The sequence below is a fragment of the Pseudomonas sp. ASL4 genome (assembly GCF_056680395.1).
The window spans coordinates 2,600,277-2,622,490 of record NZ_CM155280.1 but is presented as its reverse complement, the minus strand read 5'-3'; the positions used below and the strand labels follow the sequence as shown (position 1 = coordinate 2,622,490).

The 22,214-nt window shown below is 58.9% G+C and carries 25 protein-coding genes; 2 read left to right on the top strand and 23 right to left on the bottom strand.

The window, feature by feature from the left end; genetic code table 11:
• Positions 1-10: 10 nt before the first annotated feature.
• The 5 genes from araG to AC1MEW_RS11920 form a co-directional block, all read right to left on the bottom strand.
• Positions 11-1,552, bottom strand: a complete 1,542-nt coding sequence (araG, locus tag AC1MEW_RS11940; protein WP_480426355.1) for an L-arabinose ABC transporter ATP-binding protein AraG — start codon at positions 1,550-1,552, stop codon at positions 11-13.
• Between the two features lie 64 nt (positions 1,553-1,616).
• A complete protein-coding gene (locus AC1MEW_RS11935) occupies positions 1,617-2,621 on the bottom strand; it encodes a substrate-binding domain-containing protein (RefSeq protein ID WP_201205719.1) in 1,005 nt (334 codons plus the stop codon).
• Between the two features lie 128 nt (positions 2,622-2,749).
• Positions 2,750-3,568 carry an SDR family oxidoreductase gene (locus AC1MEW_RS11930; RefSeq protein WP_201205721.1) on the bottom strand — a complete coding sequence of 273 codons (819 nt, stop codon included), beginning with the start codon at positions 3,566-3,568 and terminating at the stop codon, positions 2,750-2,752.
• A gap of 198 nt (positions 3,569-3,766) precedes the next feature.
• On the bottom strand, positions 3,767-4,642 hold the full coding sequence (locus AC1MEW_RS11925; RefSeq protein WP_322269324.1) for an SMP-30/gluconolactonase/LRE family protein: 876 nt from the start codon (positions 4,640-4,642) through the stop codon (positions 3,767-3,769).
• Positions 4,643-4,774: 132 nt separating this feature from the next.
• The gene (locus tag AC1MEW_RS11920; RefSeq protein ID WP_201205725.1) at positions 4,775-5,491 is read right to left on the bottom strand and encodes a FadR/GntR family transcriptional regulator; all 717 of its coding nucleotides are present in this window, start codon (positions 5,489-5,491) and stop codon (positions 4,775-4,777) included.
• 234 nt (positions 5,492-5,725) lie between these two features.
• On the opposite strand from AC1MEW_RS11920, the gene AC1MEW_RS11915 reads away from it, so the two are divergent.
• Positions 5,726-6,598 carry an esterase/lipase family protein gene (locus AC1MEW_RS11915; protein WP_201257006.1) on the top strand — a complete coding sequence of 291 codons (873 nt, stop codon included), beginning with the start codon at positions 5,726-5,728 and terminating at the stop codon, positions 6,596-6,598.
• Between the two features lie 61 nt (positions 6,599-6,659).
• Here the strand turns inward: AC1MEW_RS11915 and AC1MEW_RS11910 are convergent, their stop codons facing one another.
• The 17 genes from AC1MEW_RS11910 to AC1MEW_RS11830 form a co-directional block, all read right to left on the bottom strand.
• Positions 6,660-7,220: a DUF1285 domain-containing protein gene (locus AC1MEW_RS11910; RefSeq protein ID WP_322269325.1), complete on the bottom strand. Its 561-nt coding sequence runs from the start codon at positions 7,218-7,220 to the stop codon at positions 6,660-6,662.
• Positions 7,221-7,236: 16 nt separating this feature from the next.
• Positions 7,237-7,842: a DUF4823 domain-containing protein gene (locus tag AC1MEW_RS11905; protein ID WP_201205729.1), complete on the bottom strand. Its 606-nt coding sequence runs from the start codon at positions 7,840-7,842 to the stop codon at positions 7,237-7,239.
• Between the two features lie 246 nt (positions 7,843-8,088).
• Positions 8,089-9,057: a GTP 3',8-cyclase MoaA gene (locus tag AC1MEW_RS11900; RefSeq protein WP_201205731.1), complete on the bottom strand. Its 969-nt coding sequence runs from the start codon at positions 9,055-9,057 to the stop codon at positions 8,089-8,091.
• A 138-nt stretch (positions 9,058-9,195) separates the two neighbouring features.
• Positions 9,196-9,834: a TetR/AcrR family transcriptional regulator gene (locus AC1MEW_RS11895; RefSeq protein ID WP_201191498.1), complete on the bottom strand. Its 639-nt coding sequence runs from the start codon at positions 9,832-9,834 to the stop codon at positions 9,196-9,198.
• Between the two features lie 342 nt (positions 9,835-10,176).
• A complete protein-coding gene (locus AC1MEW_RS11890) occupies positions 10,177-10,962 on the bottom strand; it encodes a TatD family hydrolase (RefSeq protein ID WP_323570372.1) in 786 nt (261 codons plus the stop codon).
• 13 nt (positions 10,963-10,975) lie between these two features.
• Entirely contained in the window at positions 10,976-11,332 is a 357-nt protein-coding gene (locus tag AC1MEW_RS11885) for a PilZ domain-containing protein (protein WP_123406950.1), read from the bottom strand.
• Positions 11,333-11,374: 42 nt separating this feature from the next.
• Complete coding sequence (locus tag AC1MEW_RS11880; RefSeq protein ID WP_201205736.1) at positions 11,375-12,361, bottom strand: DNA polymerase III subunit delta'; 987 nt, start codon at positions 12,359-12,361, stop codon at positions 11,375-11,377.
• Positions 12,354-12,986: a dTMP kinase gene (gene tmk, locus AC1MEW_RS11875; protein WP_480426349.1), complete on the bottom strand. Its 633-nt coding sequence runs from the start codon at positions 12,984-12,986 to the stop codon at positions 12,354-12,356. Before tmk ends, AC1MEW_RS11880 begins: the two co-directional genes overlap by 8 nt.
• 19 nt (positions 12,987-13,005) lie before the next feature.
• The gene (gene mltG / locus AC1MEW_RS11870; protein ID WP_201205740.1) at positions 13,006-14,247 is read right to left on the bottom strand and encodes an endolytic transglycosylase MltG; all 1,242 of its coding nucleotides are present in this window, start codon (positions 14,245-14,247) and stop codon (positions 13,006-13,008) included.
• A 3-nt stretch (positions 14,248-14,250) separates the two neighbouring features.
• Positions 14,251-15,066: an aminodeoxychorismate lyase gene (gene pabC / locus AC1MEW_RS11865; protein WP_480426347.1), complete on the bottom strand. Its 816-nt coding sequence runs from the start codon at positions 15,064-15,066 to the stop codon at positions 14,251-14,253.
• A complete protein-coding gene (gene fabF / locus AC1MEW_RS11860) occupies positions 15,066-16,310 on the bottom strand; it encodes a beta-ketoacyl-ACP synthase II (protein WP_201205744.1) in 1,245 nt (414 codons plus the stop codon). The genes pabC and fabF overlap by 1 nt, the downstream gene beginning before the upstream one ends.
• A gap of 108 nt (positions 16,311-16,418) precedes the next feature.
• Complete coding sequence (acpP, locus tag AC1MEW_RS11855) at positions 16,419-16,655, bottom strand: acyl carrier protein (RefSeq protein ID WP_003442511.1); 237 nt, start codon at positions 16,653-16,655, stop codon at positions 16,419-16,421.
• Between the two features lie 191 nt (positions 16,656-16,846).
• Complete coding sequence (fabG, locus tag AC1MEW_RS11850; RefSeq protein ID WP_201191512.1) at positions 16,847-17,590, bottom strand: 3-oxoacyl-ACP reductase FabG; 744 nt, start codon at positions 17,588-17,590, stop codon at positions 16,847-16,849.
• Positions 17,591-17,606: 16 nt separating this feature from the next.
• Positions 17,607-18,545 carry an ACP S-malonyltransferase gene (fabD, locus tag AC1MEW_RS11845; RefSeq protein ID WP_201205746.1) on the bottom strand — a complete coding sequence of 313 codons (939 nt, stop codon included), beginning with the start codon at positions 18,543-18,545 and terminating at the stop codon, positions 17,607-17,609.
• 125 nt (positions 18,546-18,670) lie between these two features.
• On the bottom strand, positions 18,671-19,681 hold the full coding sequence (gene plsX, locus AC1MEW_RS11840) for a phosphate acyltransferase PlsX (RefSeq protein ID WP_201205749.1): 1,011 nt from the start codon (positions 19,679-19,681) through the stop codon (positions 18,671-18,673).
• A gap of 4 nt (positions 19,682-19,685) precedes the next feature.
• Positions 19,686-19,868, bottom strand: coding sequence for a 50S ribosomal protein L32 (gene rpmF / locus AC1MEW_RS11835; protein WP_008152339.1), 183 nt, complete (start codon positions 19,866-19,868; stop codon positions 19,686-19,688).
• Between the two features lie 13 nt (positions 19,869-19,881).
• The gene (locus AC1MEW_RS11830) at positions 19,882-20,409 is read right to left on the bottom strand and encodes a YceD family protein (RefSeq protein ID WP_008152342.1); all 528 of its coding nucleotides are present in this window, start codon (positions 20,407-20,409) and stop codon (positions 19,882-19,884) included.
• 105 nt (positions 20,410-20,514) lie between these two features.
• On the opposite strand from AC1MEW_RS11830, the gene AC1MEW_RS11825 reads away from it, so the two are divergent.
• Entirely contained in the window at positions 20,515-21,093 is a 579-nt protein-coding gene (locus AC1MEW_RS11825) for a Maf family protein (protein WP_201205751.1), read from the top strand.
• Between the two features lie 129 nt (positions 21,094-21,222).
• Here AC1MEW_RS11825 and sppA read toward each other — a convergent pair whose 3' ends face one another.
• Positions 21,223-22,212: a signal peptide peptidase SppA gene (gene sppA, locus AC1MEW_RS11820; protein ID WP_201205753.1), complete on the bottom strand. Its 990-nt coding sequence runs from the start codon at positions 22,210-22,212 to the stop codon at positions 21,223-21,225.
• Positions 22,213-22,214: the final 2 nt, after the last annotated feature.

The window sequence follows — 22,214 nt, the reverse complement described above, 5'->3', positions numbered from 1 at the left end:
TAGTCACCTCTCAGTTCGCCACGCCGTCAGCGCGTTGGCGCGGCAAAGCCAGTTGCAGCAAGTTGGATTCATTCGCTTCGTCGCGGGACAGTTCACCGCGCAGCGCGCCTTCGCAGAGCACCAGGATGCGGTCGGAAATGCCCATGACTTCCATCAAGTCGCTGGACACCACGATCACCGCGATCCCGCTTTGCGCGAGGTTGTGGATGATCTGGTAGATCTCGGCCTTGGCGCCGATGTCGATGCCGCGAGTCGGCTCGTCGAGCAGCAGGACTTTCATCGGCATCGACAGCCAGCGACCGAGAATGGCCTTCTGCTGATTGCCGCCGGACAGGTACATGATTTTCTGCGACGCACTGGGCGTCTTCACTTTAAGCGCGGCGATCTGCTTGTCGGCGTTGCCCTTTTCCCAGAGGCCGCGCAACAGGCAACCGAAGGTGGAATGGGCGCCACGGGCGCTGATGTTGATGTTCTCGGCGACGCTGGAGAGCGGCATGATGCCCTCCTTCTTGCGGTCCTCGGGGCACAGCAAAATCCCGGCGGCAATCGCATCCCGCGGTGAACGCAGTTTCAGTTCATGACCGCGCAGCTCCAGGCGTCCGGCGGTGTTGCGCGTCAGCCCGCTGAGCATCCGGAACAACTCGGTGCGCCCTGCCCCTACCAGGCCAAACAATCCGAGGATCTCGCCTTTGTGCACCTCGAAACTTACCGGCTCACGCAGGCCCGGCCCGAGCAACCCGTCGACCTTCATCGCCACTGCACCTCGCTGGCGTGGGCGGTAATCGTAGATGTCCTGAATGTCGCGACCGACCATGCAGGTCACCAATTGGTCGTGGGTCAGTTCGCTCATGTTCTCGAACGTGCGCACGAAGCGGCCGTCCTTGAACACCGTCACCGCGTTGCAAATGCGGAACACTTCTTCCATTCGATGAGAGACGTAGAGCACCACTTTGCCTTCGTCCCGCAGCCGCCCAATGATCGCCATCAAACGATCAATCTCTCGGGCCGAGAGGCTGCTGGTCGGTTCGTCAAACGCAATCACATGGGCACCACGGGACAACGCCTTGGCGATTTCCACCAGTTGCCGCTGGCCGAGGGACAGCCGTCCGACTTTCTCTTGCGGATCGATTTCATCCGCCAGGCCCTTGAGGCAGGCCAATGCTTGCTGGCGCAAGGCGCCGCGATTGATCAGACCGAAACTCGCCGGTAAGTGACCGAGGAACAGGTTCTCCGCCACGGTCATTTCCGGGACCAGGTGCAGCTCTTGGTGGATCACCGCCACGCGGCTGGCGATGCTGTCGGCGGTGGACTTGAAGACCATCGTCTGCTCGCCGATCTGCAGATCGCCGCTGCTCGGGATGTAGGCGCCGCCGAGGATTTTCAGCAGCGTCGATTTGCCCGCGCCGTTCTCGCCCATCAAGGCATGCACCTGCCCCGGATGCGCAACGAAGCTGATGCCGTCCAGCGCCTTCACGCCGGGAAAGGTCTTGCCGATCCCGTTGAAGCGCAAGCTGTCGCCGCGGTGTTCTTGTGTTTGTGTTTGCGCTTGCATAACCACCTCATCACACAGATCAGGCAGCCCCGTCGCCAGGGCCACCGATGAAATCAACCGGCCTTCAGTTCCACAGGCCGATCTTTTCCAGTTCCTGCTTGAAGTTTTCACGCGTGATCAGCGTCACATCGTCCATGGCGGTGTATTTCGGCGGTTCTTTGCCGGTGGTCACCCACTCATACATCATCGCCGCAGTGTTGTAGCCCTCGATGTGCGGGCTAGGCAGCATTGAGCCGAAGAAGCCGCTGTTAGGCTTTTTCAGTTCGCCGATGGCGTCGGTGCCGTTGATGCCGATGCCGATTACGTTGGCCGCCGCAAACCCGGCGCTTTCGGTGGCGCGCACGCCGCCGAGCACGGTGTTGTCGTTCATGCCGCCGATGATCAGGTTTTTCGCACCGCTGGGCAGTTTCACCAGCGCCGAGTTGGTGGCGTCCATGCTGCCCGGTACGTCGAGGGTTTTCTGTGCGGTGTAGAGGATGTGGTCTTTCGGGAAGCCCGCATCTTCCAGCGCCTTGGCCGAACCGTCGGTGCGTTTCTTGCCGGTGTCGAGTTCGTTGAAGGTGTTGATCACCGCGTAGGTTTCTTTCCAGTCCCAGCCGCGCTTTTTAGCTTCGGTGGCCATGGCGGCACCCTGTTTCTGGCCGACTTCGAAAGCCGCCATGCCGAGGTAAGGCACGTCTTCCATGAACTTGCCGTTGGCATCGACAAAACGGTCATCGACCGCCATCACTTTCAAACCGTTGAGCTTGGCCTTGGCCACGATGGCCGGGCCGAGGCCGACGTCCGGCGGGCAAATGACGAAGCCCTTGGCGCCGTTGGCCGCCAGGCTGTCGATGGCCGAGAGGGTTTTCTCGCCGTCAGGCACGGCGATCTTGATCACGGTGAAGCCCTTCTCTTTCCCGGCCTTTTCAGCGAAAGCCCATTCGGTCTGGAACCAGGGCTCTTCCGCCTGCTTGACCAGAAAACCGATCTTCACTTGCTCGGCCGCCAGCAGCGAACTGCTCAGGCTGACCGCCGTGACCGCCAAAGCGGCACAGCACAGGGAACGGATCCCACGACGACGATTCATAAGCTGACTCCTTGTTATTTTTTTTGAGCGTTATTTGAAAGCCGATGCAGCGGTCAAACCGTGAAGCGAATAGTCATATCGTATGATGATTGGAATTCAGACGGAGTTCCGCGCTGAAATCCACTTACTCAGTCGTGGTACATCACCGAGCGACCACCATCGATGGTGATGCATGAGGCATTGATGAATGGCGCTTCATCGCTGGCCAGGAATACGGCAGTCATCGCCACTTCCATCGGCTGACCGATGCGGCGCGGTGGATGCAGGTCAAACGCCCGCTGACGCTCAGCATGTGGGTCGGCAAAACCGTTCCAGTAGTCGACGTTCAGTTGGGTTTCGATGTAGCCCGGCGCAATGGCGTTGACGCGAATGCCCTTCGGCGCGTACTCGATGCCGAGGGCGCGGGTCAGGCCGAGCAAGCCGTGTTTGGCTACCGGGTACGGGAAGCAACCGGGAATGATGTGGGTGGAATGGGTCGAGGCAATGTTGATGATGCTGCCGATACCCTGCTCGATCATCTGCGGCAACACGGCTTTGCAGCCATACCAGGCGCCGTCCAGGTCGATGGCGAAGCAACGGCGCCAGTCTTCGTCGGTCATTTCCAGCGGATCGCGGAACACGTTGACCCCGGCGCAGTTGACCAACACGTCGATCCGGCCGTGACGTTCGACGGCCAGTCTGGCCATGGCGTGCAGGTCTTGCTGGCTGGACACGTCAGCCTTGATCGCCTGGACGTCAAAACCTTTGTCCCGCCAATGGGCCGCGACTTTTTCGACTTTCTCGCCCTGGATATCGCTGATGATCAGCTTGGCTTGCTGGGAAACAAAGGTGGCGACGATGGCTTCACCGATGCCTTGAGCCGCACCGGTCAACAGCACGACTTTGTTTTTCAGTCGTTCGCCCTTCGGCGGCTCGGGCACCGGTGGCAAGGAAAGAGGTTCAGCCATGAATCCAGACTCCCTTTTTCAGGCACGACAAAAACCGGGCATCTGTCGATGTCCGGCCGAAAAGCTTTTGAGAAAATCGCTGCATCACTTCACCTGTTTTGTTTTTTTAAGTGTGAGTGCGTGTAACTGATGGAGCCGACTATAAACCCGACCACCAAATAATCTCAATATATAATTTTACGTCTCATATATTGGGATTTATCCGGCAAACCGGATGCAGGTTTTTCCAGGCACATCGAGCCGAATCGATAGCACCGCGCCGTCCAACGGATGGTTAAACGGGCTGGCGGCACTGGTGATGTACAGGGTTTTCAAGTCTTCGCCGCCGAACACACAGCTGGTTGGGCGGCTGATCGGCAGTTCAATGATTTGATCGACATGGCCTTCGGGACTTAATCGCAGCAGACAGCTGCCGTCCCATCGGGCGTTCCAGAGATAGCCCTGCGCGTCCATCGCCGAACCATCCGGGCCGCCGCGTTCGTGGGGGCCGAACCAGGCTTGCGCAGGTTCGAGGCTACCGTCGGTGCGAATGACATGTTGATAGAGCGTGCGGTCGAGGCTGTCGGCGAAATACACGCGGGTCAGGTCATCGCTCCACAATAGGGTGTTGGGAATGCCCAACCCTCGGAGCAGCGGCGTGACCCGTGCGTCGGCATCAATGCGGAACAAGCCACCGGAGCGGCGCTCGATGGGCAAGTCCTCGCCCTGTAAACCGATGTTGTTCTGCATGGTGCCGAGCCAGAGCCGGCCGAGTGCATCGCAGCGGGCTTCGTTGGGGCGATTGCCGGGTTGCGGGTCAGCGACACAAAGCAAAGTCAGGCGCGGTTCCAGGCCTGGCGAATCCAGGTCCAGCCGATACACGCCGCTGGTCATGGTCACCAGCGCATCGCCGCTTTCGCAGGGGATGAAGGCGGACACGTGTTCGGGCATTTGCCAGATCTGCACGTTGGCACCGATCAGCCTCAGCGCTTGCTTGCCGGCGATGTCTACCCAGTACAACGCCTGGGTTGACGCATCCCAGAACGGGCCTTCACCGAGCTGTGCCCGGTGTTGGGTAACGGCAGTCCACGTCATGAAACCTCCTGCATTGTTCTTGTTTTAGGTGGGAGGGGGCTTGCTCCCGAAGGCTGTGTATCTGTGACACCCATGTTGAATGTGTCGACGCCTTCGCGGGCAAGCCTCGCTCCTACAAGGGGACTTGTGTGGTCAGCTGGCTTTTTTGTCGGCCATGACTTGCGGGTAGAAACGCTTGATGGCCAGGTCGGCGTTGTCGATCAGGGTCATGCACGCCCACACACCCCGCGCGGCGTCCCGGGCGGCGATGGCGTCGGCCATGTCTTTGTGGATGGGCAGTGTGCGGCGCAGTTCGTCCGGGTCGGCAGCGGACACTTCGAACGACACCGCCAGCAGCGCGCCGAGGGCCGGGACCATTTGTTCGATGAATTGATTGTGGCTGGCGGCGAGGATGCACTCGTGGAAGAACTGGTCGGCGCGGTTGTAGTCGATGCCGCTATCCACCGCTCGTTCCAGCGCGTTGTAAGCCTGAAGGATCGCTTGAACCTGTTCGACAGTGGCCCGCTCGCAGGCCCAGCGCACCGCCATGGGTTCGATGGTGCGGCGCAAGTCGAGCAAGTCGTCGACAAAGTTTTCCGGCAAGCCGCTGCGGGACAACCAGCCGACGACTTGCGGATCAAACAGGTTCCAGCGGCGCACCGGCAGCACTCGTGTGCCGACCTTCGGCCCGACTTCGAGCATGCCTTTGGCAACCAGGGTTTTGATGGCTTCGCGGATGACCGTGCGACTGACCCCGAGCTGCTCGCCCAGGTCGGCTTCAACCTTGATGGTTTCGCCGGGCTTAACCTGGCCGGCGGCAATCCAGCAGCCTAGCCAATCGACCGTCGACGCATGAAAACTGCTGGACATGAAAACCTCGAGGCAGGGACGGCAAAAAGCCGTTCGCGATGGAGGCCACGCTAATCATCATATGATTGGGTGTCAATTTGATTTTTTCTGATCCGGCAAACGGCCCTTCCAGGCTGACGGTGCTTTTCTCAAGCGATTTGAAACAACCCATTTTGTGACCTACGGTTAGCCCGCGACAGATCAGGCAGTCAATAGCATCTGTTTCACTAAAGTCCGCTATCGACAGGTATGAGCATGAACATGGATGCGTCTACGCAATACCCAATTGTTTTGGTCCACGGCCTTTTTGGCTTCGACACAATCGCCGGCTATCCCTACTTCTTCGACATCAAGGAAGCGCTGGAACGGGCCGGCGCCAAAGTGTTTACCGTTAACATTCCAGCGGTTAATGGAAACGAGGAACGCGGTGAAAAACTGCTCGAACACGTCAATCGCATTTTGCTGGAAACGGGAGCAGCCAAGGTCAATCTGATCGGCCATAGCCAAGGTCCACTGTCCGCACGCTATGTAGCAGCGCTGCACCCGGAAAAGGTAGCGTCAGTCACCTCGGTCAGTTGCCCCAATCATGGTTCCGAAATTGCCGATCAGTTGCATAAGGCTTTGACGCCCGGAGAGTTGCCGGAAGCGTTCGTGCTGGCGCTGTTTGGAGCGGTCGGCACCTTCATATCGCTGATCAGTGGCCATCCGCAAAACCCACAGGACCCTCAAGCAGCTTTCGAATCGTTGACCAGCGCGGGATTGGCAGCCTTCAATAAGAAATACCCACAAGGGGTGCCGAAACACTGGGGCGGGGAAGGCAACGAAGTTGAAAACGGGGTCTATTACTATTCCTGGAGCGGGATCGTACAAAACTTTCAAAGCCTGCAACCACTCGATCCGACTCATTTGAACTGCATCGTGCTGTCGAAGTTATTTTATAAAGAGAAACACGCCAACGATGGACTGGTCGGACAGTACAGCTCGCACTTGGGCAAGGTCATTCGTTCGGATTACCCCATGGACCATTTTGATGCGGTCAATCAAATGGCCGGGATCACGAGTTGGAACGTAAGCCCGGTCCACCTCTATCTTGAACATGCCGCTCGGCTCAAGGACAAAGGTTTGTAGACCCAAAAAAAATGGCCCGCTTAATAGCGGGCCATTGTCCAGAACAAAAAAGCATCGCGCGTTACGGCTCAAGCCCGATGGGAAAGAACTCCCCGCCGCTCCACACACCCAACCATCGCTGCCCGTCGATTTCACGGCTCACCGCCAGTTCCACCAATTGGTAGAACACATTGCGATGGATCAACGCTTCAAGGTTGGTCCGCACGTGCACGTACGGCGCAGGCTCCTGGGTCACTGGATCAATCATCACGCGAATGGGATGTTCAGTGCCCGCCTCGGCGGTCTCATCGACATTGGTGGTGAAGCGCAAGACCTGGGCTTCGCCCTCGCCTTCGACGTCCACGGCAATCGCCACAAACGGCGCGTCATCGACCTTGATGCCGACTTTCTCGACCGGGGTGATCAGGAAGTAATCATCGCCGTCGCGGCGAATGATGGTGGAGAACAGCTTGACCATCGGCTTACGCCCGATCGGCGTACCCAGGTAATACCAGGTGCCGTCGCGGGCGATGCGCATGTCGATGTCGCCACAGAAGTCGGGGTTCCACAGGTGGACCGGGGGCAAGCCTTTGGTCTTGGGGATTTGCCCCAACAGGTCGACGGCTTTTTGCGGGCCACTCATGGCGATCTCCTTTGAATTACTGGTCGCTGAGCCCTAACAAGCCGCGAGCATATTGCGCCAGCGGCGGGCCTATCAGGTCTTCAGGCTTGGTATCGTGGAACGTCAGTAAACCGCCACGACTCTTGATCCGTGCAGTATCAATCAAATACTGGGTGCTGGTCTCGATCAACATGATCTGAATCACGCCGCTGTCTAGACCGAGGCGATCTACGGCTTCCTGGTCGATCAATTCGTCCGAGTTGCCGATACGGTCGTCAGCCTTGGCGAAACGGGTGTAGAGCAGGTAATGCGCGCCAGCAGCACGAGCTTCACCCATGGCAGCGTCGAGACCTTCCGGCGCCTGGGCGCGACGGACCATGGGGAAGTATTCGATAAAGCCTTCGAAGGCGGTTTCCGCCACCACGTTAGGGCGTGGGTAGGCGCTGCCCGGTGGCGCGAAAGCACCTTGGGCGATGAAGATGAACGAGTCCGGCTGAATGCGGAAGTTGTTCGAGCGCTGACTGTTGCTGTGATCCAACAGCCCCGCGTCGCTCATGTGGTAGCGAACACCTTCGCCCATATCGCTGACATTCATGCAGCCACCAAGCGCCAAAACGGCCAGCAGCAAAACCAGGCTACGCATCCTACCCTCCAGAGGCCGGTGACGGAAAACCGGCGAATGGGCGTTGAATGCAGCTTCCGCGCCAGTCCTTGAGTTGATCGAGATTTCAGGCTTGGGAATACAAACCTGTGGCGAGGGGGCTTGCCCCCGTTCGGCTGCGCAGCAGTCGTAGAGTCGGTGAATGCGGTGTTTCTGACGCAACACGGGAATGATTGGGGGCCGCTTCGCGGCCCAACGGGGGTAAGCCCCCTCGCCACAGAGGGACTTTCAGCCGCCGATAATTTTCATGATGGTCGCGCCACCGGAGAACGCCACTTCCTGCTTATCCCCCAGGGCTTTTACCAGCAGTCGCTGCAAGGCCGGCAGCGCTTGATGACGTGGCTTGTCCAGCAGGTCGCCGACATAGTGCCGATTACTCGACGACAGGCAGCCATGGAGCCAACCGGTGGACGACAGCCGCAGGCGTGAACAGGTCCGGCAGAACGGCACGCTTTCGTTGGCGATCACGCCGAAGTGGCCCAGCTCCGGAATCGCGTAGCGTACCGCCGTGGCATCCACCGGCGCGTCGGCTTGCAGGTATTCGTAGCGTTCGCCGATCAGGCTCAGCAACTGCTGAAGGCTGACGAACTGTTGTAGGAAGGCGTTGTTGTCGCTGGCCAGGTGGCCCATGCGCATCAGCTCGATAAACCGCAGCTCATAGCCACGTTCCAGGCAGTAATCGAGCAGCGGCATCACCTGATCGAGGTTCTGCCCACGCAACGGCACCATGTTGACCTTGATCTTGATGCCGGCAGCAGCGGCCTGATTCATGCCGTCGAGCACCGTCGCCAGATCGCCACCACGGGCAATGGTGCGAAACGCACTGGCGTCCAGGGTATCGAGGGAAACGTTGATGCGCCGAATGCCGGCATCCACCAGCAGCGGCAGTTTTTTCGCCAGCAACTGACCATTGGTGGTGAGGCTGATGTCCTCAAGGCCCATCTGGCCGACGGCAGTCATGAAGGCTTCGAGTTTGGGGCTGACCAGAGGCTCGCCGCCGGTGATGCGCAAACGCTCGATGCCGGCGGCTTCGATCAGATACGCCACGCCACGCGCCATGGCCTCGGCCGACAGTTCATCCTGCGCTGCCACCAACCGCTTGCCGTTAGGCACGCAATAGGTACACGCGTAATTGCAGGCTGAGGTCAGGCTGATCCGCAAATTGCGAAAACGCCTGCCTTGACGGTCAACGATCATGATCACTCCGGCGAAAGGATATTCGGACCGCTAAAACCTGACTCACAAATCAAGTTTTAGCAAGTCCTAAGCCTGAGTATATTCCTGCGGTACTGCGCCATGTAGCGAAATAATGGCGCAATAAGGGCGCTGAATGATTTAGCTGCTTGGCGTGTCGGTATCGCGCTTGCGCTTGTTGCCCATGCGCACGCCGATGTCCATCAGGAACTGGAAGAAGCCTTCCTGATCTTCCAGCACATTGCTCCAGAACGGCGAGTGATACAGCGCCACGGCGCCGTGCACCAGCGCCCAGGACGCGCAGTAATGGAAATACGGCGGCACGTCTTCGAGCTTGCCTTCGCTGATCCGGCCCTTGATCAGCAGGGTCAGGCGTTCGAAGTTCGAGGCACGGATCTTGTGCAGCTCCACGACCATCTCCGGCACCTGGTTGCCCTTGACCACCTTTTCTTCCAGGCGATCGAACAAGCGATAGCGTTGCGGATCGCGCATGCGGAATTCGAAGTAGGCCCGGGACAGGGCTTCCTTGTCCTTGTCGACATCGGCCGAATGCAACAGCTCGTTCAAATCGCGCTCGTAATCGAGCATCAGGCGCAGGTAGATCTCCGCCTTGGATTTGAAGTGCTTGTAGATCGTGCCTTTGCCGATACCGACGGCATCAGCAATCATCTCGACGGTGACACTGTCTTCACCTAGTTCGAGGAACAGCTTGAGCGCGGTATCGAGAATTTCTTGCTCGCGGCGACGAAACTCACGGACCTTACGAGGTTCTTTATGCATAAGAAAAGGTCTGTTGGGGTCAAAATTCGAAGCCGCGTATTATGCCTAACTTGCGCCAAAATGCACGGATCATCCGAGCATATCTGTGTTTCTTGATGATTTCATGCAGGGTCGACGATTGATGAGAACTCTTCCGAAGCGCCCGTATTCCAAATTTGTTTAAAAACCGGGGCGGCGAAACTGGCGTCGGCGCAATACTGATCAATACTTGAACTGTCGGCGAGGCATCTCCCCCAAGTGTCGCGCCGATATAGGTACCAACGGACCGCGTACCTTTGTTTTACTCCTAATGGTCTTAACCCGGATTCACCCCCCAGAACCCGGGTTTTTTTTGCCTGCGATTTAACCTTTCACATGCGCAAGCGGGAACAGTCGCTTGAAGTTTTCCGTCGTCTGCTCGGCAAAACGCTCGTAGGACTCACCGCGCAGCATCGCCAGAAACTCTGCCACTTCCCGCACATATTGCGGCAGGTTCGGTTTGCCGCGATAAGGGATCGGCGCCAGGTACGGCGAATCGGTTTCCACCAGCAAACGGTCGGCCGGCACTTTGCTCGCGACGTCGCGCAGGGCATCGGCATTGCGGAAGGTCACAATCCCGGACAGAGAAATGTAATAGCCCATGTCCAGCGCTGCCTTGGCCATGTCCCAGTCTTCGGTAAAGCAATGCAGCACGCCAGCCTGCGGCAATGCGGCCTCGCGCAACAGGTTCAAGGTATCGGCGCGAGCACCGCGGGTGTGGATGATCACCGGTTTGCCGGTCTGCTGGGCGGCTTGCAGGTGCAGGCGGAACGATTCCTGCTGGAGCTCGGCCGCTTCCGGCTCGTAGTGATAATCCAGGCCGGTTTCACCGATCGCCACCACGCGTGGATGATTCAGCTCCTGCAGCAGCCAATCGAGCGCGGGCGCGGCACCGGGTTGAACATCCAGCGGATGCACGCCCACCGAACAATCGACGTCGTCATAGCGCTCGGCCAGGGCTTTGACATCGGCGGCATTTTCGACGCTGACGCCGATACACAGAAAGTGCCCTACCCCGCGCTGACGCGCGGCATCGAGTGCGGCATCCAGAGAGCCGTCATGGGCGGCGAGGTCGAGGCGATCAAGGTGACAATGGGAATCTACGAGCATAAAGGGCTGCAACTTACATCGTATGAGTGGGACGGTCGGATTTCAGGGCTCCGGCCAGATGGGTTTCGATTCGACTGCGGGCGGTGTTGTCACCGTCATTGAACTGCACGCCAACTCCGGCGGCCCGGTTACCCTGCGCACCTTTGGGAGTGATCCAGGTAACTTTGCCGGCGACCGGAATTTTTTCCGCCTCGTCCATCAGGTTCAGCAACATGAACACTTCATCCCCCAGCTTGTAGCTTTTGTTGGTCGGGATGAACAGGCCACCGTTCTTGATGAACGGCATGTAGGCGGCGTACAGCACGGACTTGTCCTTGATGGTCAGGGACAAGATGCCGTTACGGGGTCCGGTGTTGAGCGGTTCATTCATGCTGACCTCCACTGCTGATGGTCAGAGTCTAGGCGCACACGGTCACTTCTGGATAGGCAAAGAGGCCCATTGCACCAGCAGCGCCTCAAGCAGCAACGCCGGATTGAGGTTGGCTTTGCTCATCACTTTCTGACGCTGGGCGAGGATCCAGTCCTGAATGGCGAGCACTTTGCCCTGCGCGGTTTTCTGCGCCAGGTATTGGATGACCTTGCGCATGTCCGTCAGGCCCAGGCCTTCCTCATCCTGGGTCAACTGATAACGCAGGATCAGGCTCGACCAATCGCAGAACCAGTCGAACAACAGCAATTGCGGGATGCTTTTCCATTCTTCCGCAAGCTGGGTCGGTGATTTCTGCTGTTTGAGCAACTGCTTCACGCCTTCAACCACCAGCAAACGCTGTTCGCGCACACCCTGGGTCTGCAACTTGACCGCGGCCAATGGCGAACCGGCGGCGAGGGTCAACAGTTCGACGCGTTCTTCTTGCGAGCAATCCGGCAGCGCCGTCGCCAACCAGGCCAGGCTCATCGCCTCGCTCGGCAGCGGACAGGCCTGCTGCTGGCAGCGGCTCTTGATCGTTGGCAGCAAACGACTGGTCTGGTGGCTGACCAGCAGCAACACCGTATCGCCGGACGGCTCTTCAAGACTTTTGAGCAAGGCGTTGGCGGCGTTGACGTTCATCGACTCTGCCGGCTCGATCAACACCACTTTGCGCCCGCCCATCTGTGCAGTCTGAACCACGAAGCCGACCAGATCACGGACCTGATCGACCTTGATCGCCTTGTCCGCCTCTTCCGGCTCGAGGATGTAGTTGTCGGGGTGACTGCCGGCCTTGAGCAACAGGCAGGATTTGCACTCACCGCAAGCATCCTGCGCGGTTGGACGCTGACACAGCAAATGCGCCATCAGCCGTTCGGCCAAGGCACGCTTGCCGATTCCGGCCGGGCCATGCAGCAAATACGCGTGAGCGTGCTGTTTACGCCCCGCCAATTGCTGCCAGAGGGCGTCCTGCCATGGGTAGGCCTCAGCCACGGGTCAACTCCAACAAGCGCGGCAACAACGCATCCAGCGACTGCTGAACCTGCGGCAACGTCTGGGCAGCATCCACCAGCACATAACGCGCAGGATCTGCTTCAGCACGCTTGAGAAAAGCACTGCGCACAGCATCGAAAAAGGCTCGACCTTCGAGTTCGAAGCGATCCAGTCGACCGCGCGCACTGGCGCGGGCCAGGCCGACTTCTACCGGCAGATCGAAAATCAGCGTCAGGTCCGGGCGCAAGTCACCTTGGACGAAGGTTTCCAGCGTCGCGATGCGCTCCAGCGACAAACCGCGACCGCCACCCTGATAAGCGTAAGTCGAGTCGGTAAAACGGTCACACAAGACCACCGCGCCCCGCGCCAGCGCCGGGCGAATCACCTCGGCCAGATGCTGGGCTCGCGCGGCAAACACCAGCAACAGCTCCGTGTCGGGGTTCATGACTTCGTCCACCGGCGCCAGCAGCACTTCGCGGATGCGCTCGGCCAACGGCGTACCACCCGGCTCGCGGGTCAACAGCACTTCGATACCGGCGGCGCGCAGGCGCTCGGCCAGGTATTCGCGATTGGTGCTCTTGCCGGCGCCTTCAGGGCCTTCGAGGGTAATAAACAAGCCAGTCACAGGCAGTCCTTAATCAGAGTCATTGCGGGCTTTGCGGCGCGGGTGCATCCGGCACAGGCGCGGGTGCGGGTTCTGGCGCCGGCGCTGGTGTTGGCGGTGATGGTTCAGGCGCGGCCGTCGGTGCAGGAGCGGGCTTCTGCGTCGGCACCTGAGGCACTTCTTCGGCCGCGGTATCGGGGGATGCGGCGGGTATCGGCGTTTCGGCATCCGGCGTCACCGGAGCGTTGGCCGGTGCCGGGCTGGAACGGTAATCGGCACGACGCTTGAGCTGGAACTCGCGCACTGCCGTGTTGTGGGCGTCCAGGTCATCGGAGAACACATGGCTGCCGTCACCGCGAGCCACGAAATACAGGCTGTTGCCGGCCACCGGGTTCAACGCCGCATGAATCGCTTCACGGCCGACCATGGCAATCGGCGTCGGCGGCAGGCCGGAGATCATATAGGTGTTATACGGCGTCGCTTCCTTGAGATGGGCGCGAGTCAACTTGCCCTGGTAACGATCACCGAGGCCATAGATCACCGTCGGATCGGTCTGCAGCAACATGCCGATCGCCATCCGTCGCACAAAGACGCCGGCGATCTGCCCACGTTCTTGTGGCACGCCGGTTTCCTTCTCCACCAGCGAGGCCATGATCAGCGCCTGATAGGGTTCGGTGTACGGCGCGTCAACGGATCGTTTGTCCCACTCCTTGGCGAGTACTTCGTCGAGTCGGTCATAGGCTTTTTTCAGCAGCTCGGCGTCGGACATGCCACGCACAAAGCTGTAAGTGTCCGGAAAGAAGCGGCCCTCAGGGAAAATTCCGCTATGGCCCAGCTTGTCCATCACTTGCGTATCAGTCAGCCCCGTCAGGGTTTGTTTGAGCTTGTCGTCCTTGGCCAGCGCCGCGCGGACCTGACGGAAATTCCAGCCCTCGACCAGTGTCACGCTGTACTGCACCACTTCGCCGCGCTTCCACAGATCGATCAAACCGTCGACGGTCATGCCGGGCAGCATGCGGTACTCACCACTGTGGATCGGTGTGCCGGCGAGGTTGAAACGCCAATAGACGCGCAACCAGAACGCGTCTTTGATGACGCCATCGGTTTCGAGTCGAATGAATGTGCCGGTCGGCGTAGAGCCTTTGGGCACCTCCAGCAGTTCTTCCTGGGTGATGTTCAGCGGCTGTTCCAGCGCCGAATTGATTTTCCAGGCCGAAGCGCCCAACAGCAGCCCCGCCAGAACCAGTCCGGTTTCCAGCAGCAGCAAGAATTTACGTCTCACGTATCAAGCATCCAGTAGCGCGCGGGCAATGGTTTGGAGTTTACGGGTGAGCGGGCCAACCGACCAGCTCAGTGCTGCATAGGCGCGCACCGGCCAGATGCCATACACGCTGTTGCAGATGAAGACTTCATCGGCCCATTGCAGCTGATCGAGGCTGATGTCGGTAATTTGCGTGGGGATTCCCAATGACGCAGCCTGAAACAATAACTCAGCGCGCATCACGCCGGCCACGCCGCAACGTTTGAGATCGGCAGTGATCAGTACGCCATCGCGGACCATGAACAGATTGCTGAAGACACATTCGATCACGCGACCAGCCTGATCGAGCATCAAGCCTTCGGCGTGCTCGGCGTCTTGCCACTCGGAACGGGCGATAACCTGTTCAAGTCGATTCAGGTGCTTGAGGCCGGCGAGCAAAGGTTGTTTGGACAATCGTGTCGCACAAGGGAACAAACGAACGCCCTGCTCCCCATGAATAACAGGATAAGCAGCGGGAGGATTGCCTTGCAGAATGCGCCGGGCGCGGGCCGCAGGATCGGGGGCGTAACCGCGCAATCCGTCGCCGCGGGTGAGGATGAGTTTGAGCACGCCTTCACCCAGCACGGCGGCATAGGCTTGCAACTCGCTGCGAATCAACAGGTGATCGGCAGCGATCGCCAGGCGCGAACAGCCGTCAGCCAGACGCGACAGATGCCGATCCAGCAACAACGGTTGCCCACTCCTCACAGCGATAGTCTCGAACAGACCATCACCGTAAGCCAGGCCGCGATCCTTCAGCGACAGAGCGTCAGCCGGCTGACCGTCGACCCAGCTGTCCATCAGTCAGCGAACCGGCGGAACACCAGCGAGCCGTTGGTACCGCCAAACCCGAAGGAGTTGGACAGCACCACATCGATATCCATGTTGCGCGCGGTGTGCGGCACAAAATCGAGGTCGCAGCCTTCGTCCGGCTCATCAAGGTTGATGGTCGGCGGCGCTACCTGGCTGTTGATCGCCAGCACACTGAAGATCGCCTCGACCGCGCCCGCTGCACCCAGCAGGTGACCGGTCATGGACTTGGTCGAACTGACCGCCAGTTTGTAAGCGTGGTCGCCAAACACCGACTTGATCGCACGGGCTTCGGCGAGGTCGCCGGCCGAAGTCGAGGTGCCGTGGGCATTGATGTACTGAACCTGGTCGCCATTGATCTTGGCGTCGCGCAGGGCATTGGTGATGCAACGTGCAGCACCGGCGCCATCGGCGGGAGGCGAAGTCATGTGGTAGGCATCGCCACTGGTGCCAAACCCGATCAGCTCGGCGTAGATCGTCGCGCCGCGAGCCTTGGCGTGCTCCAGTTCTTCGAGAACCAGTGCACCGGCACCGTCAGACAACACGAAGCCATCACGGCCCTTGTCCCATGGACGGCTGGCGCGGGCTGGTTCGTCGTTGCGGGTCGACAGCGCGCGGGAGGCACCGAAGCCGCCCATGCCCAGACCGCAGGCCGCCATCTCGGCGCCGCCGGCAATCATCACGTCGGCTTCGTCGTACATGATGTTGCGTGCCGCCATGCCGATGCAGTGCGTACCGGTGGTACATGCGGTGGCGATGGCGTAGTTAGGTCCCTGTGCACCCAAGTGGATGGACAGGAAACCGGAAATCATATTGATGATCGAGCCAGGCACGAAGAACGGTGAAATTCGACGAGGGCCGGAATCATGCAGCGTGCGGCTGGTTTCTTCGATATTGGTCAAACCGCCAATACCCGAACCCATGGCCACGCCGATGCGCTCGCGGTTGGCGTCAGTGACTTCCAGACCGGAGTTGCGCACAGCCTGGAACCCTGCGGCCAGACCGTATTGAATGAACAGGTCGAGCTTGCGAGCTTCCTTGACCGACAGATACTCCTCGACATTGAAGCCCTTTACCGAGCCGCCAAAGCGGGTGGAATAGGCAGAAAGGTCGGTGTGTTCGATCAGACCAATGCCACTGCGGCCAGCCAGAATGCCCTGCCAACTGCTCGGCACATCCGTGCCCAGTGGCGACAACATACCCATACCGGTGACTACGACGCGTCTACGCGACACAGCACTCTCCTTTTTCAAATGACGACTTTGCATCAGGCCTAAAGAAAAAACCGCACGCCGTGATGGCAGTGCGGTTTTTCCATGACAGCAAGCAACGATTACAAGCTATTAAGCCTGGTGGTTAGTAACGTAATCGATTGCAGCTTGTACAGTAGTGATCTTCTCAGCTTCTTCGTCAGGGATTTCGGTCTCGAATTCCTCTTCCAGAGCCATCACCAGCTCAACGGTGTCAAGGGAGTCGGCACCCAGGTCTTCAACGAAGGAAGCAGTGTTGACCACTTCTTCTTCTTTAACGCCCAGTTGCTCAGCAACGATTTTCTTGACGCGCTCTTCGATGGTGCTCATACCTTGTTTTCACTCCTAATGGACAAATTCAGGCAGCTGGCCAGTGGGTAAGTGTATAGAAAGACTTTTCAGTTTTTCAACTGAAAGCTTCACTCCTCAAACCCAGGGACCCTCTGCCTATAAATAGATTGCAGCTTTATAACGGATTTTAGACAGCTCGTATGACATTTTTTTGAAGCAATCCGTCACATTTAACTCATGTACATCCCGCCGTTCACCGGGATTGTAGCCCCAGTAACGTAAGCCGCACCGTCGGAAGCAAGAAAAGCGACCACAGACGCGATCTCTTGAGCTTGCCCCAGACGGCCCAGCGGAATCTGCGTCTGCAAGGCTTCACGCTGCGCCTCGGGCAGTTCGCGGGTCATATCGGTGTCGATGAACCCAGGGGCCACCGAGTTTACCGTAATCGAACGCGAACCGACTTCACGCGCCAGTGCACGGCTGAAACCTTCCAGACCGGCCTTGGCGGCTGCGTAGTTTACTTGGCCTGCGTTGCCCATGGCACCCACAACAGAGCCAATACTGATAATTCGTCCCCAACGGGCTTTGGTCATGCCGCGCAGAACGCCCTTGGACAGGCGAAACAGACTGTTCAGGTTGGTATCGACGACGTCATGCCATTCGTCATCTTTCATGCGCATCATCAGATTATCGCGGGTGATGCCAGCATTATTGACCAGGATCGCCGGCGCACCGAACTGTGCACTGATGCTCGCCAGTACCGCAGCAACGGACTCGTCGCTGGTGACGTTGAGTTCCAGGCCAGTGCCCTGGATACCATTTTCTTTCAGGGTAGCGGCAATGCGCTCGGCACCCGAGGCGGAGGTCGCGGTGCCGATGACGATGGCGCCCTGACGACCCAGTTCCAGGGCGATAGCCTGGCCGATACCGCGGCTCGCGCCGGTGACCAGTGCAACTTTACCTTGCAGACTCATGCAAGCTTCTCCTGATTCAGACCAACGCTGCACGGGCGGCAGCGAAAGCGTCTGGGGTATTGAGGTTGGATGTCGACACGCCTTCGGCGCAGCGTTTGTTCAGACCGGCAAGCACTTTGCCTGGACCGCACTCGACCAATTGGGTCGCGCCCTTGGCAGCCAGTGCCTGGACTGATTCAACCCAGCGCACAGGCTTGTAGAGCTGTTCAAGCAAATCGCGCTTGAGGGTTTCCAGATCGGCCGGCACGCTGGCGCTGACGTTCTGCACCACCGGAATCTTCGGCGCCTGCCAATCAATGGCAGCGATGGACTCGGCAAACCGTTCGGCCGCCGGACGCATCAGTTCGCAGTGGGACGGCACGCTGACCGGCAATGGCATGGCGCGCTTTGCACCACGGGCCTTGCAGCCTTCGATAGCGCGCTCGACCGCAGCCTTTGCACCAGCGATAACAACCTGGCCAGGGGAATTGAAGTTGACCGCACTGACCACTTCGCCTTGCGCCGCTTCGGCACAGGCTGCCAGCACATCGGCATCTTCCAGGCCGAGGATAGCGGCCATGCCGCCCTGCCCGGCCGGAACGGCTTCCTGCATCAACTGGCCACGACGCTCAACCAGTTTAACGGCGTCGCCCAGGCTCAGGCTGCCTGCAGCTACCAGGGCGCTGTATTCGCCCAGGCTGTGACCGGCAACGTAAGCCGGACGCGCGCCGCCTTCTGCCAACCACAGACGCCACAAGGCGATCGAGGCCGTCAGAATGGCTGGCTGGGTTTTATCGGTTTGATTGAGTTGCTCTTCCGGCCCTTGCTGGGTCAGTGCCCACAGGTCGTAACCCAGGGCATCGGAAGCTTCTTTGAATGTTTCGAGGACAATCGGATGTTGCGCGCCCAACTCGGCCAGCATGCCGAGGGACTGCGAACCCTGTCCTGGAAAGACGAATGCGAGGGAAGCAGACATGTAACAAGCCCCTAATGATCTTGTCGTCGGAGAATTGACGTCCCGCTTGGGGGACGCAAGAAACTGACAGTTGGATGGCCAATTGAACTGAGCGGTCACATTTAAGCATTGTCCGACGAAAACGCCTAAGGCAACAAATCCTCCAGACGACCGTGAAGCCGCTCCGGGAGGTTTTCCTGAATTTCGATCAGTGCGCGCTGTATCGCACTCTGAAAACCCTGCACCCCGGCCGAACCATGGCTTTTGACCACGATACCCTGCAAGCCGAGAAAGCTTGCGCCATTGTGCCGTGCCGGGGCCAGATCCGCCTGCAAGCGCTTCATCAGCGGCAACGCCAGTGCACCGACTATTTTCGACGCCAGGTTTTTCCTGAACAAGGCTTCGATGCGCCCGGCGATCATGGTCGCCAGGCCTTCGCTGGACTTGAGCAGGATATTGCCGACAAAGCCGTCACACACCACCACGTCCGCCTCGCCCCGGTACAAACCGTCGCCTTCGACAAAACCGATGTAATTGATACCACGGGCACTTTGCAACAATGTTGCAGCAAGCTTGACCTGCTGATTGCCCTTGATGTCTTCGGTGCCGATGTTCAGCAACGCCACACGCGGGCGAACGACACCCAGGGTTTCTGCCGCCACCGACCCCATGATCGCGAACTGCAGCAAGTGCTCGGCACTGCAATCGACATTGGCGCCCAGGTCGAGCAACTGGCAATAACCCTTCTGGGTCGGAATGGCCGCGACCATCGCCGGCCGATCGATGCCCGGCAAGGTCTTGAGCACAAACCGCGACAACGCCATCAGCGCCCCGGTATTGCCGGCGCTGACACAGGCCTGAACCTTGCCATCACGCAGCAACTCTAGCGCCACGCGCATTGACGAATCAGGTTTGCCACGCAAGGCCTGGGCAGGCTTTTCGTCCATGGCGATGACTTCGGACGCCGGCGTAATCGACAGGCGCGCGCGATCCACAGCCGGATGACTGGAGAGCAGCTCTTCTAAAAGGGTGGCTTGACCGACGAGGGTCAGGTGCAGCGAGGGCGTAGCAGACAGGCAAGCAAGGCTGGCCTGAACAATGCTGCGGGGACCGAAGTCCCCGCCCATTGCGTCAATCGCGATGACTTGAGCAGACAAGTGATTACTCGTCAGCGCCCTTGTCGATCACTTTACGGCCACGGTATACGCCTTCTGGCGATACGTGGTGACGCAGGTGAATTTCACCGGTGGTTTTTTCTACAGACAGAGTGCTTGCCGTCAGGGCGTCGTGCGAACGACGCATGTCACGGGCAGAGCGGGATTTTTTGTTCTGCTGAACAGCCATAATTGATTAACTCCTAAACGTTTGGGTCACGCTTTAACTGCGCCAATACACTGAACGGGTTGGACCGCGTTACCTCGTCCTCGCTCGGTTCGGGCTCATCGAGACCCGCCGGCTGCTGGCATTCTTCCGGATGATGAGCAGGCACAATGGGCAAGGCGAGCAGAAGCTCCTCCTCGATCAGTGACTGCAGATCCAATGGATCTTCGCCCAGTTCCAGCACGTCATAACCTTTCGGCAACGACTGGGTATTCGCACCCTCCTTCACCACAGCATAACTGCATTCGCTATGGATCGGCAGGGTGACCAGCTCAAGACAACGCTGGCAAACCATTTTGACCTCGGTGTCGATAAAGCTGTGGATGACCACAGATTTACGTTCATCTCGTTCAAAAACGAATTTAGCCTGCACCGTACCGACAGTGTCGGAAAGCGGGTCGCAGAGTCTCTCCAAATCGGCCAGCAGCATTTCACCTTGAAGGGTGGTGCCACGATCAGCCAATTTGCGCGGGTCAACGTGAGGTGGAATCGGGTCATTCAACATAGGCGCAGCATTATAGGGATGCACCCAGCCATGTCAAAGGAAATTCAACCCTGTCCGTCACTTGGAAGCCTCGCTAGAATTCGCCCCTGCCTTTTGGAGATGCGCATGCTGCCTTTATTACTCGCTTCAAGCTCGGTTTATCGCCGGGAATTGCTGGCCCGCCTGCAGCTTGAATTCACCTGCAGCTCGCCAGACATTGACGAAAGCCACCGTCACGACGAATCCGCAATCGACCTGGTAAAACGCCTGGCCGAAGAGAAAGCGCGCGCACTGGCCGGCAGTCATTCCGCTCATCTGATCATCGGCTCAGACCAAGTGGCGGTACTCGGCGAACGGATTATCGGCAAACCCCACACCTTCGAAAAGGCTCGTGAGCAGTTACTGGCCTCCAGCGGCGCCAGCGTGACCTTCCTGACCGGCCTGGCGCTGCTCAATAGCCAGACCGGCCAGTGCCAGGTCGATTGCGTGCCCTTCACCGTCCACATGCGCACACTCGATCAGGCGCGCATCGAGCGCTATCTACGCGCAGAGCAGCCCTACGACTGCGCTGGCAGCTTCAAGGCCGAAGGTTTGGGGGTGAGCCTGTTTCAAAGCACCGAAGGCCCTGACGCCACCAGCCTGATCGGGCTGCCACTGATTCGCTTGATTGATATGTTGTTGGCTGAAGGTGTGCAGATCCCCTGAGCGGCAAAAGATCAAAAGACCGCAGCCTTCGGCAACCCCTACATGCCTGTGGCCGCCGCCGAAGGCTGCGATCTTTTGACTTAAAAAAAACCGGCCACGAAGGCCGGTTCTTTTGTGCATCAAAGAGACTTATCGCAATGACGGGCCATGAAACCCCATCCACATCGCCAACTGCTCGGCCACGCTGGCACCGAGCTTCTTCGAGAAGCGATCAAACGTCGACTCCTGAATAGTGAAGTCCACCAGTTCTTTCTCGCCGATCACGTCACGCGCGACTGAGCTGGTGTTACCCAGCCCATCGATCAAGCCCAGCGGCAGCGCCTGCTCGCCAGACCAGACCAACCCGGAGAACAACTCCGGATGCTCTTTGTCCTTGAGACGATCGCCACGCCCCTTCTTCACACTGTTGATGAACTGCTGGTGCGTGGTATCGAGCACGCCCTGCCAGAACTGAGTTTCCTCAGGCTTCTGCGGCTGAAACGGATCGAGGAACGATTTGTGCTCGCCAGAGGTGTAGGTGCGACGTTCGACACCAAGCTTCTCCATGGTCCCGACAAAACCGTAGCCGGCCGCCGTCACACCAATGGAACCTACCAGGCTCGCCTTGTCGGCATAGATCTCGTCCGCCGCACTGGCGATGTAATAAGCGCCGGAAGCGCCCAGATCGGAAATCACCGCATACACCTTGGTATCCGGGTGCAGACCACGCAGGCGTTTGATCTCGTCGTACACGTAACCCGACTGCACCGGACTGCCGCCCGGGCTGTTGATGCGCAGGATCACGCCCTTGACCTTGGTGTCTTCAAAGGCTGCACGCAGACTGCCAACGATGTTGTCGGCGCTGGCAGATTCCTTGTCGGCGATCACGCCATTCACGTCGATCAACGCTGTGTAACTGGAGCCGCGGGTGGCGCTTTTTTCCATGTCCATCAGCGGCGTGAACAACAGCAACGCCGCAAACAGGTACACAAAGGTCAGCAGCTTGAAGAAAATCCCCCAGCGACGGGAGCGACGCTGTTCCTGCACGCTGGCCAGCAAGGTCTTTTCCAGCAGCTTCCAGCTCTTATCGTCACCGCCATCCGCGCTTGCCTTGGCAGGCGCTTTCCATTCGTCGGTCATGC

Coding starts and splice junctions, on each gene's coding strand:
- araG (WP_480426355.1), bottom strand. CDS start 1,552: ATGCAAGCGCAAACACAAACACAAGAACACCGCGGCGACAGCTTGCGC.
- AC1MEW_RS11935 (WP_201205719.1), bottom strand. CDS start 2,621: ATGAATCGTCGTCGTGGGATCCGTTCCCTGTGCTGTGCCGCTTTGGCG.
- AC1MEW_RS11930 (WP_201205721.1), bottom strand. CDS start 3,568: ATGGCTGAACCTCTTTCCTTGCCACCGGTGCCCGAGCCGCCGAAGGGC.
- AC1MEW_RS11925 (WP_322269324.1), bottom strand. CDS start 4,642: ATGACGTGGACTGCCGTTACCCAACACCGGGCACAGCTCGGTGAAGGC.
- AC1MEW_RS11920 (WP_201205725.1), bottom strand. CDS start 5,491: ATGTCCAGCAGTTTTCATGCGTCGACGGTCGATTGGCTAGGCTGCTGG.
- AC1MEW_RS11915 (WP_201257006.1), top strand. CDS start 5,726: ATGAACATGGATGCGTCTACGCAATACCCAATTGTTTTGGTCCACGGC.
- AC1MEW_RS11910 (WP_322269325.1), bottom strand. CDS start 7,220: ATGAGTGGCCCGCAAAAAGCCGTCGACCTGTTGGGGCAAATCCCCAAG.
- AC1MEW_RS11905 (WP_201205729.1), bottom strand. CDS start 7,842: ATGCGTAGCCTGGTTTTGCTGCTGGCCGTTTTGGCGCTTGGTGGCTGC.
- AC1MEW_RS11900 (WP_201205731.1), bottom strand. CDS start 9,057: ATGATCGTTGACCGTCAAGGCAGGCGTTTTCGCAATTTGCGGATCAGC.
- AC1MEW_RS11895 (WP_201191498.1), bottom strand. CDS start 9,834: ATGCATAAAGAACCTCGTAAGGTCCGTGAGTTTCGTCGCCGCGAGCAA.
- AC1MEW_RS11890 (WP_323570372.1), bottom strand. CDS start 10,962: ATGCTCGTAGATTCCCATTGTCACCTTGATCGCCTCGACCTCGCCGCC.
- AC1MEW_RS11885 (WP_123406950.1), bottom strand. CDS start 11,332: ATGAATGAACCGCTCAACACCGGACCCCGTAACGGCATCTTGTCCCTG.
- pabC (WP_480426347.1), bottom strand. CDS start 15,066: ATGGACAGCTGGGTCGACGGTCAGCCGGCTGACGCTCTGTCGCTGAAG.
- acpP (WP_003442511.1), bottom strand. CDS start 16,655: ATGAGCACCATCGAAGAGCGCGTCAAGAAAATCGTTGCTGAGCAACTG.
- fabG (WP_201191512.1), bottom strand. CDS start 17,590: ATGAGTCTGCAAGGTAAAGTTGCACTGGTCACCGGCGCGAGCCGCGGT.
- fabD (WP_201205746.1), bottom strand. CDS start 18,545: ATGTCTGCTTCCCTCGCATTCGTCTTTCCAGGACAGGGTTCGCAGTCC.
- rpmF (WP_008152339.1), bottom strand. CDS start 19,868: ATGGCTGTTCAGCAGAACAAAAAATCCCGCTCTGCCCGTGACATGCGT.
- AC1MEW_RS11830 (WP_008152342.1), bottom strand. CDS start 20,409: ATGTTGAATGACCCGATTCCACCTCACGTTGACCCGCGCAAATTGGCT.
- AC1MEW_RS11825 (WP_201205751.1), top strand. CDS start 20,515: ATGCTGCCTTTATTACTCGCTTCAAGCTCGGTTTATCGCCGGGAATTG.
- sppA (WP_201205753.1), bottom strand. CDS start 22,212: ATGACCGACGAATGGAAAGCGCCTGCCAAGGCAAGCGCGGATGGCGGT.